Source organism: Fulvivirga maritima, assembly GCF_021389955.1.
Lineage (GTDB): Bacteria > Bacteroidota > Bacteroidia > Cytophagales > Cyclobacteriaceae > Fulvivirga > Fulvivirga maritima.
The window spans coordinates 1,461,695-1,479,684 of the sequence record NZ_CP089980.1; the positions used below are offsets into that span (position 1 = coordinate 1,461,695).

The following is a 17,990-nucleotide window of genomic DNA, read 5'->3' on the forward strand; positions in this document are numbered from 1 at the left end:
TTCAGTGAACGGAAGACCTCACAGCAAGAAAGAGTTTTTTGTTACTTTTGAAACAGCCCTTTTTTTATATGAAAGATCCCGCTTTATATTTCATAGCCCTAATACCGCCCAGTCCTATTAAAGAAGATGCGCAGCAGTGGAAAGAATACTTCAGTGATAACTATAATTCTAAAGCGGCCTTAAAATCGCCTCCGCATATCACTTTACACATGCCTTTTAAGTGGAAAGAAGAAAAGGAAAATCGAATAATAGAAGCCTTAGAGCAATTGGCCTCTACCTCTCAAAAATTTGAATTAGAGATGGATGGTTTTGGAGCTTTCGAACCTCGTGTAATCTATATGGCACTCAATAAACCGGAAGGGCTGAGCCTATTATATAAAAATCTACAGTCAGTAATGAAAAGAGAGCTGAATATATTTAATGCAGACTATAAAAACAGAGGATATCACCCTCACCTTACTGTGGCCTTTCGTGATTTAAAAAAAGCGAAATTTATGGAAGCCTGGCCTGAATTTAAAGACAAGAAATATAATGCTAACTTCCAAGTAAGTGATTTCCATTTACTAAAGCATAACGGAAAACACTGGGATGTTTATCAGGCTTTTGATCTTAAGCAATAAGGCAAGTCTAAAACTTAAGCTCGTCTATTTTGCTTTCAGAAGTAAACTTCATGCTTTTTATATCATCACCTTGCTCTACATGCACCAGATTAACTTGGTCATCATACACTTCGGTGAGTATACTGTTAAAAACCCTTACAGACTTTAATTGATCGACACCGTCTAGTTGCAAATAGCAATAGATAGCATCATTCTCCACTTCATGCCCCAGGTATTTAGGTAATACCTCTTTACCATTAACCGTTACTTTGAAGCGATTTTTGAGGTATTCTTCTAATAAATCATCTGTTTTTCTTCCTTTTCCAGGATTAGTAATATCTAAAAAAGGCTCTTTTAATGATTGCCTGAAAGACTTTTCCCAATCATCAATAAAAATATGGTGCGTAAACTCCAGGCTATGATTTTTTTGGTTGAAATTGATTTCACAAACACTCACGTGCATAGGGTGAAACCATTCACTGCCAAAAAACACAACCACTAACATGAAATACTTTAACATTGATATAAATGTTTTATCAATTTGGACAAATATAGCCTAAACTTGCCCCTTATAATAAAATCAATATGACCCAATTTCAATTATATTTCGAATTAGGCCTTGAACACATCCTGGACATTAATGGCTATGATCACATCCTATTTGTTATTGCCTTATGTGCCATATATCTATTACACGATTGGAAACGCATTTTAGTTCTGGTAACAGCATTTACTATTGGTCACTCCATTACGCTGGCACTCTCCACATTAAACATAGTTAATTTTAATAGTGCAGTAATAGAATTTTTAATTCCTGTCACTATTTTTCTAACTGCTATGAGCAACATTCTCAAAAAAGAAAGGATGTTCTCTACCAAGCTTATACAAACCAATTACATATTAGCATTATTCTTTGGACTAATACATGGACTTGGTTTTTCGAATTATCTAAAAAGCCTTTTAGGTCAAAATAAAAACATTGTATCACAGCTATTTGCCTTTAACATCGGTTTGGAAGTAGGCCAAATAATAGTAGTTGCAATTTTTCTACTAATTAGTTTTATATTCGTAGATCTTATAGGCGTTCAGCGACGAGACTGGCGCATCGTCATATCATCAGCTGTAGCTGGCATAGCACTTATGCTCATGTTTGAAACAAAATTTTGGTAACTAAAAAAATAAGAATGAGGAAACTAGCACTTGGTTTAATTACACTATTTGCTTGCCAGGCATCCTTTGCGCAGGATAAACCATGGCAAGGCAAATTTGAACAGCTCGGCACGGAGCTACCCACTCCTAATGAATACCGAACCGGCTCTGGTGCTCCGGGAAATGCTTATTGGCAACAGCAAGCCAATTATGACATAGAGGTAGAGCTTAATGATCAAAACCAAAGCATTACCGGTAAAGAAAAAATTACTTATATCAATAATTCACCTGATGCCCTTAGCTACCTGTGGGTACAGCTAGATCAGAATGTAAGAGAACAAGGCACTAATACTTTAAAAGTAGGTCAGTTTAACCTTAGAGATTCTCTTCCTGCTAAATTTGCCGCTCAGGGCTTAGGCATGACTGATTATGATGGTGGTTTCAAAATTAAATCAGTAAAAGATGATTCAGGAAAAGATCTGAAATACATCATCAATAAAACTATGATGAGAGTGGATCTACCTGAAAAATTAAAATCAGGCGAGTCTTATACTTTCGGAATTGACTGGAGCTACAACATTAATGACCGTATGGAAGATGGTGGTCGTAGTGGTTTAGAATACTTCCCTGAAGATGATAACTACTTATATACTATCGCTCAGTTTTATCCTAGAATGGCCGTTTATGATGACTATGAAGGATGGCAAAACAAGCAATTTTTAGGCAGAGGTGAGTTCGCTCTTACCTTCGGTGATTTTGATGTTAAAATTACTGTTCCTGCTGATCATATTGTAGCCTCTACAGGTACGCTTCAAAACCCAAAAGATGTACTTACTAAAGATCAGCAAAAAAGATTTGAGCAAGCTAAAAAGTCTTTTGATAGCCCGGTAATCATCGCTACTCAGGCAGAAGCAGAAGCCAGAGAAAAAACAAAGTCTAGCAAAAAAGCCACTTGGTACTACCATGCTGATAATGTAAGAGATTTTGCTTTTGCAACTTCAAGAAAATTCATTTGGGATGCTCAGGCAGTTAAAATAGGAGATAAAACTCCTTTAGCTATGTCTTACTACCCTAAAGAAGGTAATCCTCTTTGGGAAAAAGAATCAACTAAAGCGGTTAAAAACACGCTAGAGACATACTCAAAATATACTATCGATTATCCTTATCCTAAAGCCATTTCAGTACATGCGGCTTCTATAGGTATGGAGTACCCAATGATCTGCTTCAACTTTGGTAGACCTAACCCTGATGGTACTTATAGTGATCGATTAAAATATAGAATGATTGGTGTGATCATCCACGAAGTGGGCCATAACTTCTTCCCTATGATCATTAACTCTGACGAGAGACAGTGGACCTGGATGGATGAAGGATTAAACACTTTCGTTCAATACAGAACAGAACAGGAAACTTATGATGAGTTCCCTTCAAGAAGAGGTCCTGCTGCTAACATAGTTGATTACATGAAAGGCGATACTAAATACATCAGACCTATCATGACTAACTCAGAGCAGATAGTACAGTTTGGAAACAATGCTTATGCTAAACCAGCTACTGCCTTAAATATCTTGAGAGAGACGGTAATGGGCCCTGAACTTTTCGACGCTGCTTTTAAAGAGTATGCTACCCGATGGGCATTTAAACACCCTAAGCCTGCTGACTTCTTCAGAACTATGGAAGATGCCTCTGCTATAGACCTGGACTGGTATTGGAGAGGTTGGTTCTACTCTGTAGACCATGTAGATATTTCTATTGATGAGGTGAAGTGGTTTACCATGAGAGATGAAAAGGCTCAAGTTGAAAACAAAGGCAAAAAGGTTAAAAAAGGTGATTTAGCTGAAAAAGAAGCTTCAGAAAATGCTATGGATTTCAGTAATGGTCCCGAGCCTTTTTCTTTAATAGAGACTGATCCTCGTTACTACGGAGAGTTCCAAAATAAAATAGATGACAAGGCGGTTATGGCCAAGTTTGCTGACAAGAATTTCTATCAGGTGAAATTCCAAAACAAAGGTGGACTTGTAATGCCTGTTATAGTGGAATTCACTTTCAAAGATGGCAGCAAAACCATTGAAAAAATACCAGCTGAAATCTGGAGAATGAATGAGCAGTTTGCTACTAAAGTATTCGCTTTTGATAAAGAAGTAACTAACATCACGCTTGATCCTAACTTGGAAACAGCAGATACTGATGTAGAAGATAACTACTTCCCTAGAGAAGAGTCTACTTCTAAATTTGACCAGTTCCAAGAGAAAGAAGGCAAATAAGAAGTTACATTATATTCGTTTGAAAGCCACTCCATTCTGAGTGGCTTTTTTTATTTATGGGTATAACACCACCTTCTAAAAGTGAAATTCACCCTTAAGCCCACTCCCAGGGTCCTTATTGTAATTTCAATACTTATCCACAAAAAAAATTAACTAGCTTTGTATACTACACCGTGAAATTTTAACCAGACTTAATTATATGAGAAAGATTCTACTCACTGTAATGGCTATTGCAGCCTGGAGTACTTCCTGGGCTCAGGAAGATTGGGGACAAAAGTTTGAACAACTAGGCCAACAATTGCCTACTCCTAACGTGTACAGAACAGGATCCGGAGCACCGGGAGTAAAGTATTGGCAACAGCAAGCAGATTACTCTATTGATGTAACCATTAATGACAAAACCCAGGAACTAACAGGTTCTGAAACTATTAAATATCATAATAATTCTCCTGATGTGCTGAGCTATCTTTGGGTACAGCTAGATCAGAATGTTAGAGCAAAAGATAACTTAGACGATGCCACCAGCACTGGCACTGTAAGAGACTCTTTGCCTGCCAAGTTCTTCCAATCTCAAATGGGAACTGATGCTTCTGGTTATGAAGGGGGTTATAAAATAAAAGCCGTTAAAAGTGAAAGCGGCAAAGACCTTGACTATGTCATCAACCGTACTATGATGAAAGTAAACCTGCCTGAACCTTTAAAATCTGGTGATAGCTATACTTTCAAAATCGATTGGTCTTACAACATTTATGACCGCATGATTATAGGAGGAAGAGGTGGTTATGAGTACTTCCCTGAAGATGATAACTACGCCTACACATGTGCACAGTGGTACCCTAGAATGGCCGTTTATGATGACTATGAAGGCTGGCAAAACAAACAATTCATTGGCCGTGGTGAGTTTGCCCTGACCTTTGGAGATTTCGAAGTAAACATTACTGTGCCAGAAGATCATATAGTAGCTGCTACAGGTGTATTACAAAATGCCAAGCAAGTGCTTTCTAAAACACAAATGGAGCGTTTTGAAAAGGCTAAAAAGACCTATGACAAACCTGTGTTTATAGTTACTGAAGATGAAGCCAAAGCGAACGAAAAAACTAAGGCCAGCAAAACCAAGACATGGTCTTTCAAAGCTGATAATGTAAGAGACTTTGCCTTTGCATCATCAAGAAAATACATTTGGGATGCTCAGGCAGTGAAACTACCAACCACTACGCCATTGGCTATGTCTTTCTATCCTAAAGAAGGAAATCCGCTTTGGGCTGATGAGTCTACTAAGGCCATTAAAAACACACTTGAAATATACAGCGAAAGAACTTTTGACTACCCTTACCCGGTAGCCATTTCTGTGAATGCTGCTAATCAGGGAATGGAATATCCTATGATCTGCTTTAACTATGGCAGACCTGTTGATGGCACTATTTCACCAAGATTATTAGATGGTACCGTTAGCGTAATAGTACACGAAGTAGGGCACAACTATTTCCCTATGATCGTGAACTCTGATGAGCGCCAGTGGACATGGATGGATGAAGGTCTTAACACCTTCCTGGAAAAAGAAACTAAGCGCGAGCGTTATCCTGACCTAGATCTTGACTGGGGAACTCCAAAAGGCGTAATCAGATACATGAAAGGTGATACCAAATATATTACCCCTATCATGACTAACTCTGAGCAGGTAAAGCAATTTGGCTATAACGCCTATGGTAAACCATCTGCGGCTTTAACAGTACTTAGAGAAGTAGTAATGGGCCCTGAGCTTTTCGATGCAGCCTTCAAAGAATATTCTAACAGATGGATGTTTAAACACCCTAAACCAGCTGATTTCTTCCGTACCATGGAAGACGCCTCTGCTGTAGACCTTGACTGGTTTTGGAGAGGATGGTTCTATTCTGTAGATCATGTAGACGTGAACCTGAGCGATGTGAAATGGTTTAAGATGAGAAATGAAAGTGGCGATGTAGAAAACAAAGGCAAATCTGTTAGCGAAGCGGATCTGCAGTCTGGTAGTAATGGTGCCATGGACTTCAGCAAAGGGCCTGAACCTTTCTCACTTATTGAAACTGACCCAAGATATTACGGTGAATTTCAAAATAAAATTGACGACAAAGCTGTAATAAAGAAGTTTGCTGATAAGAACTTTTATCAGTTAAAATTTGAAAACGAAGGAGGTTTAGTTTCTCCTCTAATTGTGAAGTTTACCTTTAAAGACGGCACATCTACCACAGAAACTATTCCTGCAGAAATATGGAGAATGAATGAGCAGGAAGTGACTAAAGTTTTTGCTTTCGATAAAGAAGTTACTGACATAGTAGTTGACCCTGAAGAAAAAACAGGAGATACTAACACTGAAGATAATATATTCCCAAGAGAGCCTTCACTTTCAAAATTTGAGCAGTTTAAGAGCAAAATAGATGCAGATGCCAAAGTAGATGTAGAAGGTGAATGGAATTTAACTATAGATATGCCTCAGGGAAAAACTACCGGAACTATTGCTATTAAGAAAAAGAGAAACAAATATTCTGGTACAGTAACTACTGAAGGCAATTCAGAAAAAAGAGAGCTTACTTCTGTATCCTTAGAAGGAAATGTGCTAAAGTTTAGCTTCGAAGCATCTTCAGGTACATTTATGGCGGAAAGCCAGGTAATAGTGGAAGGAGACCAATTTAATGGTACAATGACACTAGGATCATATGGAGATTTTGACGTAATTGGAACGCGATAACGTTTTAGTTTTTACATATAAAAAAGGCTGCCTTACATACCGTGAAGCAGCCTTTTTTCATTCGATTCAATTAAATTAAACGTCGGTTAATCTCAAGTATGGTTTCACTTTTTCATAACCAGGGAATCTTTTATCTGCCTCTTCATCAGATACAGAAGGTGAAATCACTGCTTTATCTCCTTTATTCCAGTTAGCAGGAGTAGCCAGCTGCTGATTAGCAGTAAGCTGTAAGCTGTCAATCACTCTTAATAATTCGTCAAAATTTCTACCAGTAGATGCAGGGTAAGTAAGCAAAAGCTTAATTTTCTTATCCGGACCTACTATAAATACTGATCTTACTGTAGCCTTATCAGATGCATTAGGGTGCATCATACCATAAAGATTAGCTATTTCCTTATTAGGGTCAGCTATGATAGGGAAATTCATCACACAATTTTGTGTTTCATTAATATCCTTAACCCACTCATGGTGAGAGTCTATATCATCTACACTGATAGCCATCATCTTCACATTTCTCTTATCAAACTCAGGCTTATATTTAGCAGCAGTACCCAGCTCAGTAGTACACACTGGCGTAAAGTCTGCAGGGTGAGAAAATAACACTCCCCAAGAGTCTCCTAACCATTCATGATAGCTAATGGTACCTTCAGTAGTTTCAGCGGTAAAATCAGGGGCTATATCGCCCAATTTTAAATCTGCCATGATTTTAAATTTTTGATTTAAGTTTCCAAATCCTTTTTTCCTTTGATAATCAAAGGTTACTACTCTTTAACGTATGAGATTTTTGATAGTTGGCTTTTTTTAAATAATCTGAATAAAAACAAAAAACAGGCCCTTCTACTAAGAGAAAGAGCCTGTTCTGGCGATTAAACCTAAACCGTTTATTTTAAATTATTCTACTTCTATATTCCAGGTAAGATCTACATCAGACAATCCATCTTCAGTAGTGGTAGACTGAGACTTTAAATTTGGCTGGTGCTTAAGCACAATGCGGAAGTCTCCTGATGCTGCATCACCGGTGGTCCAGCTAGTGATTAACCCTACAGGAAGTGCGTTTACATCAACATCCTCGTAGTTAACATCATTATTTCTATTTCCAGCTCCTATATTTCCAGTACCTTGAGGGTCAGTAAATAAACCTTCAGTAAATCCGAAGAAAAACATATGTGCGTCACTTTCTTCGTTTATTTCGTCAGTGATTTCTTCATTTTCATCACCCACAGTATTCTTTAAAGACATTGTTAATTCATACTCAGTATTAGCTTGTAGTACAATATCCTCTTGTGTAGCCGGCTCAGTACCTTCTCCATCAGGGTCAAGATAAGTAGCCGTTACTACATCACCTCCCTGAGCAGGAGTAAATGTGAGTGTAATCTTATTAATCACTTCTTCCTCGTTTTCTGCTTCAGGCACATCATCATCACTACATGAAGTGAAAAGCACTGTGAATAATAATAAAACAGGAATTGTAATTCGTAAAAATTTCATGTGTTGCTGCATTTTCGTTTCTAATAAATTCTCAATGCAAATATATAGCATTTGCAACAACGATGCATTTATTTTGCGTGAAAGGTTTAATAAATATTTAAGTTGCCTTAATTTAAGATATGTTAAAATTTATACTTAGCAGAAAAAAGCACATTTATACCGGGGTCATCAGCATAATAGCGCATGCTATTGGTATAATCTCTATAGCTAGTATTAAACAGATTCTTACCTCTAAGACCAAGGATTAACTTACCCATAGTTACATTCACTTGAGCATCTAACAAAAAGTAGCCATCAGGTGCTGCCGCAAAATCAAATCGATCATTACTATTTTCTATAACTGGTGTCCCAGCCTCTTCGCCCTCAATAATCTCAGTAGGACTTATCACTTTCGGAGCATTGTATTGCTTAAAGATATAATTCCCTTCAATACTTGCATTTACATTATCAAACCCAAGAATAGATTTTTCAAAATTCAATTTATACCCCACCTTATTTAAAGGAATGCCTACAAAATAGGCATCGCTGCTAACATCTCTTACATACAAATAAGCCCCTCTTACCTGGGAAGAAAATGTTTTATTATGATGATGGATATAACTGGCGTCTAGCCCATAAAACAGGGCATTAGTCTGATCATAAACAAAATAGGGGAAAGGCCCTCTTACAGTAGAAATTATACCTCCAGGACGTGTATAAATATAATTGCCTATGTAATTAACATAAGGCGTTATTTCTAAATCATGCCTTGAAGTTTTATAATTATAAGTAGCCAGCCACTTAATAGAGGTTTCGTTATCAATAGGTTTGCTATCCTGATCGGCCACATCGTCGCGAGTACCCACTGCACCTGCACTTTTAATCTCCCAACGCCAAAAACCATATTCAACCTCATTTTCATGCTTACCAAAACTATACAGTTCCGCTACGTTTGAAGGTCTCCAGGCTGATCCTATACTAGTTCTAAAATGTCCGTATTGCCCTAACTCCTTGCTTATACCAATAAGGCCTGTAACACTATTATAAGTCAGGTCTTGTCTGTAAATGCTATTATCATTTCCTCGACCACGCACATTGGCCTGTTGATAATCATACCTAACACCTACCTCAAGGGTAAAGTGATCCAGCGGCTTGGATTCCGTGATGTATAAACCAAATCTACTGTTATTGTAATTTGGCACAAACTGTACAGTATTAGTACCTGGCACATTGTTATTATCCTGATACAGCCACTGACCTCCAATACTTCCATCCCATCCATTAATTTCTGGGTGTAACCACTCCACGTCTAAAGTATGTGTAAATAGCTCCAAATCTATTGACGGCAATTCATTATTATTCGATCTCCTGACATCAAACTCTTTCCTTCTATTAGCTTGAAAACCGTATTCAAACTTTAGCATACTGTTAGAAAAATTGTACTCTCCCTTGGCAGTAACCACATCATGCTGAACCTCCTGTCTGGGGTTATTGATATCATAGCTAAAATCATCATTAGTATAAGCGGGCTCATCACTTTCCATTGCCAAGGCCAAATCAGCCAGATTACCCACTACGGAGCCGCGCAGCACACCCAACTCTTGTTCTACATGACTATAGCTTAACTCCAAATCTAGTTTTTTATGATGGTATCGGGTTCCTGCCATATAGCTAAGGTTACGAGCCCCCGTGTTAGTGAGGTAATAATCAGGAGCCTTCATATCTCCCTGCTGCCTGCCCGATATCTGAGCCATCCAAGCCCATTTTTTGTAGCCTTCTTGTAATAAAAGATTTCCGCTTAATGATCTCCCATTACTTCCTGCCTCCACACCTGCTTCGCCGTGTAAATGACCAGTGAGTAACTCCATTTTAGGAGGATCTAAGATCACAACACCACCCATGGCATCAGGGCCATATTTAACCGCTGAAGCTCCCTTTACCACAGTAACATTTTCTGACTGGCTTACATCTATTTCAGGAGCATGATCACTACCCCAGGTTTGGGCTTCATGACGAATACCATTATTGATTATAAGTATACGGTTTCCGTATAATCCATGAATAACAGGCTTCACTATATTAGCACCCGCCTTCATAGTAGAAACCCCTGTAATATTGGTGAGCACATCACCAAGGCTTTCATTCTTTACCAAATCTAATTCCTTCTTAGAAAGCTTGCTCTCTGCTGCGGTAGTCAGCCCAGACTGCTGTTTATCTCCTTCTACCACCACACTCTCAAGAATCATATCATCTTCGGCAAGCTGCACATTCATGTGTTTATGAAACAGGTCATGATGGTGGACTACACTTTTATACCCTACGTATGAAACCAAAATATCGAATTCTTGAGCACATAACTTTTCTAGTACAAAATGGCCATTCTCGTCAGTAAGCGTACCCTTCTCTGTACCTTCTACCTGCACAGAGGCATAAGCCAATGGCTCGCCAGTTTGAGCATCGGTAATTACACCATCAAAAGAGCAACTACAATCTGCCGCACAATCTTTATTTTGACCATATACAGTACACAACAGCAAAGAGAAAATTAATATTAAGCCTAACTTTTTCATATCATTAATATAATTGCAACAAAGTTGCACAATCAAATTTAGAGAGCGCCGTGTTTTAAAAATTATTTTATTATTAGCAACAAAAAGCCTCACAATGCTATTAGTATTGCACGTTAAAATTTCAAATTCCAGGTTATGACTAGAAAAAAGCCTCTCCACATTTACGTGGTAATCATTCTCATTTCAATGCTATTCAGCAATTGTGCCCCTAAACTTTCTACTGCAGAAAAGCAACTTTCTGAGCACCTTACTAATAGTGTATTGTGGTACCAGCAGTCTGCCGAGATGACGGCTTGCTACCTACAAGCCTACCAATATGCTGAATATCTATTAAGCAAGAAACTAGATACTATGGAGTTTCAAAAGCCACCAGCAGTGGTGCTAGATATTGATGAAACTGTACTAGATAACAGCCCTTATGAAGCTAAGCTGATAGAAGAGGGCAAAACCTATAATTCTGAAACGTGGAAAAACTGGACTGATGAAGTAAGGGCAGAAGTACTACCCGGAGCTAAGGATTTTCTGGTTTATGCTCAAGAACATGGAGTGGAAGTATTCTATATCTCTAACCGCAAACAGACGGAGCTGGAAAGCACCATTCAGAACCTAACTATGCTGGACTTGCCCAATGCAGATCAAAACCATATACTGTTAAAATCAAGTACCCGCGATAAAACGGAGAGAAGACAGAAAGTGGCTAGTGATTACCATATCATACTTTTTATAGGCGATAACCTCACAGATTATTCACAGCTCTATGCTGACCGCGGTAATGATATGGGCAAAAACATCTTGTTGAAAAACAAAGAAGAGTTATTACATAATTTTATCATTTTGCCAAACCCCATGTACGGTGAATGGGAAGGAAGTATTTATGGCAATAATTATGGAATCTCCAGTGAAGAAAAAATTATCAGAAGAAAAAAGGCTTTGAAAAAATAGGTCGAGCCTATTCATCCACCATTTCTGAGAATTTAAATTTCTGGATAATGTAATGTAAGAAATTAAAAGAAATTACAGAATTAGGATCTTCATTTGTATCATCTGATACAGATGTTTCCTTTTTTTGATGGCTTTCCTGGCCACCATCTAAACGATTAGAAGAAACTTTACTCTTGCCAGATTCCTTCTTCTGAGATTCTATCTCCTGATTTTTCTTGTTATTTTCTTTGTCGCCTTCAGTATAAGAAGTACTCGCTTTGTGGTGTGTAGAATATGACCTGCCTTCTCCTGAAGTATATGATCTGTCATTACCAGCATTTATCAGATCACTTTGAGAAGAACCCGATCCTCCATCCTCGAACATAAACGTACTTTCCTGTGCATGAGCAGTAGTTGCAAAGGCACAAATTGCTGAAAGCATTAATAAGTTTTTGAACGACTTTAGTTTCATAAGAAGCATAAAAGTGATGTCAAATATACGCATAATATTTGAAAATGTTGCATATCCTAGACGATTCGGCTAATATTATACCGTATTTCAAACAAAACACAATATGAATCTAATTAGTTGGGGCGATTTCGAAAAGGTTCAAATTTGCGTAGGAACGGTGATTAAAGCAGAGCAGTTCCCCGAGGCCAGGAAGCCCGCCTATAAGCTATGGGTTAATTTAGGAGAAGAAATTGGTATAAAAAAGTCAAGTGCCCAAATCACATATCACTATGATCCTGAAACCCTCATTAACAAACAAGTGATTTGTGTAGTCAACTTTCCTGAAAAACAAATAGGCCCCTTACTTTCTCAGGTGCTAGTTACGGGTTTTCATGATGCTGATGGCAATGTAATTTTAGCCACGCCAGACAAGCCTGTACCTAATGGTACTCGTCTTTTATAACTTACGTACCTTTTACCATAGGTTCTGCTGAATTTTCTCATTCAAAAATAGCTATGTTTTATATGTTAAAGCATCATGATTCTATAGCTTTAGAAAAAATTTGGAGAACATCATATGATTACGTTCCAGCAACTACCCGCTATCACCAGGGGAGTTATATTATCTGAAAGTGGGCCCGCAGAAATAAAATATTTATTAACAGATAGCCGAAAGTCTTTCTATGCCAGAGGCGCCTTGTTTTTTGCCATTTCAGGAAAAAGACATGATGGCCACAGCTATATCTCAAATTTATATCAAGAGGGCGTTCGGCAGTTTGTAGTAGAAAAAGACCTGGACGTATCAGCATACCCTGAAAGTAATTTTCTGAAAGTAGATAATGTAATTACTGCACTTCAGTCAATAGCACAGCATCATCGTGAGAATTATAAGCTACTATCTGTCGGCATAACCGGTAGCAACGGTAAAACCATTATCAAAGAGTGGCTTCACCAGATGTTGGCTTCTTATAAAAAAGTAGTAAAAAGCCCGCATAGCTATAACTCACAAATAGGCGTGCCACTTTCTGTATGGCAAATCAATGACCTCCACGAAGTGGGCATATTTGAAGCCGGCATAAGCACCACCGGTGAAATGCAAAAGCTGGCAAGCATTATACAGCCAGAAATTGGCATTTTTACTAACATTGGTTCAGCTCATGCTCAGGGATTTGCCTCTATAGAAGAAAAAGTAAAAGAAAAGGCCTCTCTTTTTGATAATGCTCGTCAAGTTATTTATTGTAAAGATCATAAGCTGATAGACCAGGCCTTGCAGCATAAAGGGTTTACCTGGGGACATTCGGCCGAGGCAGATATACACATCATTAGCCAAGAAAGCAAACAGGGTCAAACCTCTATGCAAATAGCCTATAAAGGCCATAATCATGTGCTTAATTTTCCATTTGCCTCTGAAGCAGCATTGCAAAACAGCATGCATTGCGTGGCTTTTCTCACTTTAATGGGTTTTGAATTCAACATCATACAAAAAGGACTGGATAAGCTGCAGACCATCCCTATGCGGCTGGAGATGAAAAAAGCGCTGAATGGCTCTTCTTTAATAGATGATACCTATAATAATGACCTGGCTGGCCTACGCATAGCGGTAGAGTTTCTGTCTCACCAGACACAACACCCGAAAAGAACGGTGATATTATCAGACATACAGCAAAGTGATTTAAATGAAGAAGAGCTTTATCAGCAAATCAATACCATATTTAAAGCTGCTGACATAAAACGATTTATAGGAATAGGCCCCGTTATTACAAAAAACAAAGGCTGCTTTGATATTCCCTCCTCCTTTTATGAAAATACAGCTGATTTTTTAAATGACTTTGACCTGAGTCAACTACAAAATGAACTGATTCTGGTAAAAGGAGCACGTAGTTTTACTTTTGAAAAAGTGGTGCGAGCACTTGAAGAAAGGCTTCATGGCACCCAACTACAAATTAACCTGGACGCGCTCACTCATAATCTTAACTTCTATAAATCTCGCTTAAAACCAGAGACACGGCTCATGGTAATGGTAAAAGCCTTTGCCTATGGCAGTGGCAGCTTAGAGATAGCCAACCTCATGCAGTTCCATAGGGTTGATTATCTGGGAGTGGCCTATGCTGATGAAGGCATGTTTTTAAGAACCAATGGCATTTATCTACCCATAATGGTGATGAACCCTAGCGAAGACAGCTTTGAAACCATCATCAGGTATGATCTGGAACCTGAAATCTATAATTTAAATATCCTCAATAATTTTATTAGTTACTTAGATGGCCGTCCGGCAAAAATTCATTTAAAGCTGGACACCGGCATGCATAGGCTCGGCTTTGAAAAACCTGATCTGGAAGAATTATTAAGTCTGCTGAAGGCTAATCCTAACCTGGTAGTAAAAAGTATTTTCAGTCACCTGGCCGGAGCTGATGAAGCAGAACATAAGGATTTCTCCTATCAGCAGGCGAAAAAAGTAAAAGACTGGTCTGATATTATTAAAAAGGGCCTTGGTTATGCTCCCATTGTTCATTTATTAAATTCACCGGGTATTATTCGTTTTCCTGATTTACAGTTTGACATGGTGCGCTTAGGAATAGGACTTTATGGCCTGGACACCAACAACCTGGAGCAGCAGCACCTATTGCCAATCAGCCGATTAAAAACCATGATTTCTCAAATAAAAAAAGTTAATCCGGGAGAGACGGTAGGCTATAGCCGAAAAGGAAAGGTGAATCATGAAATGAAAATAGCCACTATAGCTATAGGCTATGCAGACGGCTTTAACCGGGGTTTTGGCAATGGCAATGGAGAAGTATGGATCAATGGCAAAAAAGCACCTGTAATAGGCAATGTTTGTATGGACATGACTATGATTGATGTCACCAATATTGATGCACAGGAAGGAGATGAAGTAGAGGTTTTTGGAGAACACGTAACCATTACAGAAATGGCTGATAAAATCAATACCATTCCTTATGAAATATTGACTAATGTGAGCCAAAGAGTAAAGCGAATCTATTATACTGAGTAAAACATGAAATGGATCTCTATTATACTGGTTTTGATAATCACCTCTTGCAATATTGACAGCGAAAAAGGGGTAGACCTCACTGATTTTGATTTTAAAACAGGTGATGATACTGAGATTTTCTTCAAAAATGTACGGCAGTCTTACTATGATCTGGAAGAAAATAAAACGGCCAACTTAAATATTTTCCGATTTGAAGATCGCGTAAAAGAGTCGGCACACCCTGTGCTTAATTTGGCAATAGTATTTAATTACTTACAAGATGAAGCCACTTTACTGATAGAACCACTGAATTTAACTTTAGAAGATAGTCTGGAAGTAATTACTTACCAAGATGAACAGCAAGGAGACACGCTGACGTTAAGTTCTTTTAACAGAAGTGCCATGCTCACCTTTATTAACGACATATATCAGCACATGTTAAAGGGGAATAAGTTCAAAATAAAAACTGAGAGGGGTTACGAGGAGCTTCTTTCTACAAAACAAGAAAGGGAAGCCTTTAGACTAACCGTTTCCGATTACTATAGGCTTACCCGTATTTATTAATGATGCTTATGTTTTATTAACCAAAACCGCTTTTTTCTTATCTGCCGCTCTTACTTGTTTATAAAATTCTACCAAGTCAGCATATACTTCAGGCGTATAAATACCTTTATTTAAAGTAAACTTTCGGTAGTATATTAGTTCATTTTCAAATTTTTGCTCATAATCAGCCAACGCCACAAAACCTGTTTGCACTTTTTTATAGTCAAAGTACTCAGGCAAAGACACTACGTATTCGCTATACAGCACCGGGATAGAAGTCTGAAAATACCAGGTATTCAAACTGCCCCAACTACCATAATTTACATCATAAGTATATTCGATAATTGAGCCTTCCTTGATATCAGGTAAGCTAAATCGCATCTGACTTACGTCATCATTAACATTTTCTATAAAAGCATCTCTTCTTGAAAATTTAGATTCTACAATCTTTCCATCAACCAGATTATAAGTGGCTGCTTTAAATTTTTCAACTCTGTCTTTTGCGCCAAAAGGAATTTTAATAGTTCCACGGTCAAATTCTGAGCTGTTAAAAATCTTGATCCTAACGTGATTTCTCATGCTAATTTCAAAATTGTGATCAAATGACGTAGCTCCATAATCAAACATTATCAGGGCTCCAGCTGACGAGTCAATTGGGTTTGTGGTCATTTGCAGGTTTTCAACACTAATGTCGCCAAACTTTTCAGGGCTTTTTTGAGAGAAAGCCAACTGTACAGAAAAAATGGCAGAGAGGAGTAGGAATATTCTAGCCAAACACATAAAAAATAAGACTTAATAAATATTTAGTTTTAATTGTTTCACAATATAATACCTTTTTTGACTAAAACACACCATTATTTATGAAATCAAGGTTAAGAATGATTTAATCTAAAGTCCGGATAACCTTTTTTATCTTTGTGCATGGCCAAAACTAAAACCTTATTCTTTTGTCAGAATTGCGGGTATGAATCAGCTAAGTGGCTGGGCAAGTGCCCTTCATGCGGTAGCTGGAACAGCTTTGTAGAAGAAGTAACTAAAAGCAGCTCATCTACTGATAAAAATGAATGGAGAACCAAAAGCAAACAGCAAAAATCTGCTCCTAAAAAAGTAGGGGAGATAACTCATGAAAAAGACCAGCGGATTAACTCTAAAAACAGTGAGCTTAATCGTGTACTTGGTGGAGGTATAGTGGCAGGGTCTGTGGTGCTCATTGCGGGCGAACCTGGTATTGGCAAGTCTACACTGATGCTGCAAATAGCGCTTTCTGTTAACTGCAAAGTGCTGTATGTATCTGGTGAAGAAAGTGAACAGCAAATAAAAATGCGTGCCGACAGGATCACTAATATCGAATCTAGCGCCAACGAATGTTTTATTTTAGCAGAAACAGATACTCAGGACATTTTTTCGCAAGCTGAAGAATTGAAGCCTGATGTACTGATTCTAGACTCTATCCAAACACTGCACTCTTCTCATGTAGAATCTGCCGCTGGTAGTGTTTCTCAGGTAAAACAATGTACAGCGGAGCTGATAAAATTTGCCAAGGAAACCAATACACCACTATTTTTGGTAGGCCATATTACAAAAGATGGCACCATAGCCGGCCCCAAGGTATTAGAACACATGGTGGATACCGTACTTCAATTTGAAGGCGACCGTCACCTCTCGTACCGCATATTAAGAACTACCAAAAACAGGTTCGGTTCTACTTCAGAGCTAGGCATTTATGAAATGTTGGGCTCTGGCTTAAGAGAAGTGAGCAACCCATCAGAAATACTTATATCACAAAAAGACGGAGAGCTGAGTGGTGTAACTATTGGGGCTACAATAGAAGGCAACCGACCTTTAATGATAGAAATACAATCATTAGTAAGCACGGCGGCCTATGGCACCCCACAAAGGAGCTCAACAGGTTTTGAGCCTCGCCGGTTAAATATGCTACTGGCAGTATTAGAAAAACGATGTGGTTTCAGATTAGGCCTGCAAGATGTATTTTTAAATATGGCCGGAGGCATAAAAGTAGAAGATCCTGCCATGGACTTGGCAGTGTGCTGTGCGGTAGTATCATCATTAGAAGAAATATCTATACCCGAAAAAGTATGCTTTGCTGCGGAAGTAGGGCTTGGTGGTGAGCTAAGAGCCGTAAACAGAATTGAAAGTAGAATAGCAGAAGCGGAAAAGCTTGGCTTTGATGAAATTTATATATCGAAATTCGGAATGAAAGGGGCAGAACAATCAAAATTTAACATTGCCATTAAACCTTTCAGTAAGATAAACGATATTTTTAGTGAACTCTTTGGATAATATAGCTT

At 38.2% G+C, this 17,990-nt stretch carries 15 protein-coding genes; 9 read left to right on the forward strand and 6 right to left on the reverse strand.

The features are described from left to right. Positions 1–68 precede the first annotated feature (68 nt). Positions 69–620 (forward strand): RNA 2',3'-cyclic phosphodiesterase, encoded by a 552-nt coding sequence (gene thpR, locus LVD15_RS06110; RefSeq protein WP_233779419.1) that lies wholly within the window; start codon positions 69–71, stop codon positions 618–620. 7 nt (positions 621–627) lie between these two features. On the opposite strand, the gene LVD15_RS06115 is transcribed toward thpR, so the two are convergent. Beyond that, on the reverse strand, positions 628–1,119 hold the full coding sequence (locus LVD15_RS06115; protein WP_233779420.1) for a DUF6702 family protein: 492 nt from the start codon (positions 1,117–1,119) through the stop codon (positions 628–630). Between the two features lie 65 nt (positions 1,120–1,184). On the opposite strand from LVD15_RS06115, the gene LVD15_RS06120 reads away from it, so the two are divergent. From LVD15_RS06120 to LVD15_RS06130, 3 genes are all read left to right on the forward strand, one after another. Then, positions 1,185–1,769, forward strand: a complete 585-nt coding sequence (locus LVD15_RS06120; RefSeq protein WP_233779421.1) for a HupE/UreJ family protein — start codon at positions 1,185–1,187, stop codon at positions 1,767–1,769. A gap of 14 nt (positions 1,770–1,783) precedes the next feature. Next, positions 1,784–4,012, forward strand: coding sequence for a M1 family metallopeptidase (locus tag LVD15_RS06125; RefSeq protein ID WP_233779422.1), 2,229 nt, complete (start codon positions 1,784–1,786; stop codon positions 4,010–4,012). Positions 4,013–4,211: 199 nt separating this feature from the next. After that, positions 4,212–6,737: a M1 family metallopeptidase gene (locus LVD15_RS06130; RefSeq protein ID WP_233779423.1), complete on the forward strand. Its 2,526-nt coding sequence runs from the start codon at positions 4,212–4,214 to the stop codon at positions 6,735–6,737. 75 nt (positions 6,738–6,812) lie between these two features. Here LVD15_RS06130 and LVD15_RS06135 read toward each other — a convergent pair whose 3' ends face one another. The 3 genes from LVD15_RS06135 to LVD15_RS06145 all read right to left on the reverse strand — a co-directional run bounded on the left by LVD15_RS06135 (position 6,813) and on the right by LVD15_RS06145 (position 10,774). Beyond that, the gene (locus LVD15_RS06135) at positions 6,813–7,439 is read right to left on the reverse strand and encodes a peroxiredoxin (protein WP_233779424.1); all 627 of its coding nucleotides are present in this window, start codon (positions 7,437–7,439) and stop codon (positions 6,813–6,815) included. 189 nt (positions 7,440–7,628) lie between these two features. Continuing rightward, positions 7,629–8,225, reverse strand: coding sequence for a hypothetical protein (locus LVD15_RS06140; RefSeq protein WP_233779425.1), 597 nt, complete (start codon positions 8,223–8,225; stop codon positions 7,629–7,631). 122 nt (positions 8,226–8,347) lie between these two features. Next, positions 8,348–10,774, reverse strand: a complete 2,427-nt coding sequence (locus tag LVD15_RS06145; RefSeq protein WP_233779426.1) for a TonB-dependent receptor — start codon at positions 10,772–10,774, stop codon at positions 8,348–8,350. A gap of 135 nt (positions 10,775–10,909) precedes the next feature. Here LVD15_RS06145 and LVD15_RS06150 point away from each other — a divergent pair, with 135 nt between their 5' ends. Further along, positions 10,910–11,716: a 5'-nucleotidase, lipoprotein e(P4) family gene (locus tag LVD15_RS06150; protein WP_233779427.1), complete on the forward strand. Its 807-nt coding sequence runs from the start codon at positions 10,910–10,912 to the stop codon at positions 11,714–11,716. A gap of 7 nt (positions 11,717–11,723) precedes the next feature. On the opposite strand, the gene LVD15_RS06155 is transcribed toward LVD15_RS06150, so the two are convergent. Beyond that, positions 11,724–12,137, reverse strand: a complete 414-nt coding sequence (locus LVD15_RS06155) for a hypothetical protein (RefSeq protein WP_233779428.1) — start codon at positions 12,135–12,137, stop codon at positions 11,724–11,726. A gap of 133 nt (positions 12,138–12,270) precedes the next feature. On the opposite strand from LVD15_RS06155, the gene LVD15_RS06160 reads away from it, so the two are divergent. The 3 genes from LVD15_RS06160 to LVD15_RS06170 all read left to right on the forward strand — a co-directional run bounded on the left by LVD15_RS06160 (position 12,271) and on the right by LVD15_RS06170 (position 15,702). Further along, positions 12,271–12,609 (forward strand): tRNA-binding protein, encoded by a 339-nt coding sequence (locus LVD15_RS06160; protein ID WP_233779429.1) that lies wholly within the window; start codon positions 12,271–12,273, stop codon positions 12,607–12,609. A gap of 114 nt (positions 12,610–12,723) precedes the next feature. Then, complete coding sequence (locus LVD15_RS06165; RefSeq protein ID WP_233779430.1) at positions 12,724–15,159, forward strand: bifunctional UDP-N-acetylmuramoyl-tripeptide:D-alanyl-D-alanine ligase/alanine racemase; 2,436 nt, start codon at positions 12,724–12,726, stop codon at positions 15,157–15,159. Between the two features lie 3 nt (positions 15,160–15,162). After that, on the forward strand, positions 15,163–15,702 hold the full coding sequence (locus LVD15_RS06170; RefSeq protein WP_233779431.1) for a hypothetical protein: 540 nt from the start codon (positions 15,163–15,165) through the stop codon (positions 15,700–15,702). A gap of 6 nt (positions 15,703–15,708) precedes the next feature. On the opposite strand, the gene LVD15_RS06175 is transcribed toward LVD15_RS06170, so the two are convergent. Beyond that, a complete protein-coding gene (locus LVD15_RS06175) occupies positions 15,709–16,455 on the reverse strand; it encodes a DUF3857 domain-containing protein (RefSeq protein WP_233779432.1) in 747 nt (248 codons plus the stop codon). A gap of 147 nt (positions 16,456–16,602) precedes the next feature. On the opposite strand from LVD15_RS06175, the gene radA reads away from it, so the two are divergent. Continuing rightward, positions 16,603–17,982, forward strand: a complete 1,380-nt coding sequence (gene radA, locus LVD15_RS06180; protein ID WP_233779433.1) for a DNA repair protein RadA — start codon at positions 16,603–16,605, stop codon at positions 17,980–17,982. Positions 17,983–17,990: the final 8 nt, after the last annotated feature.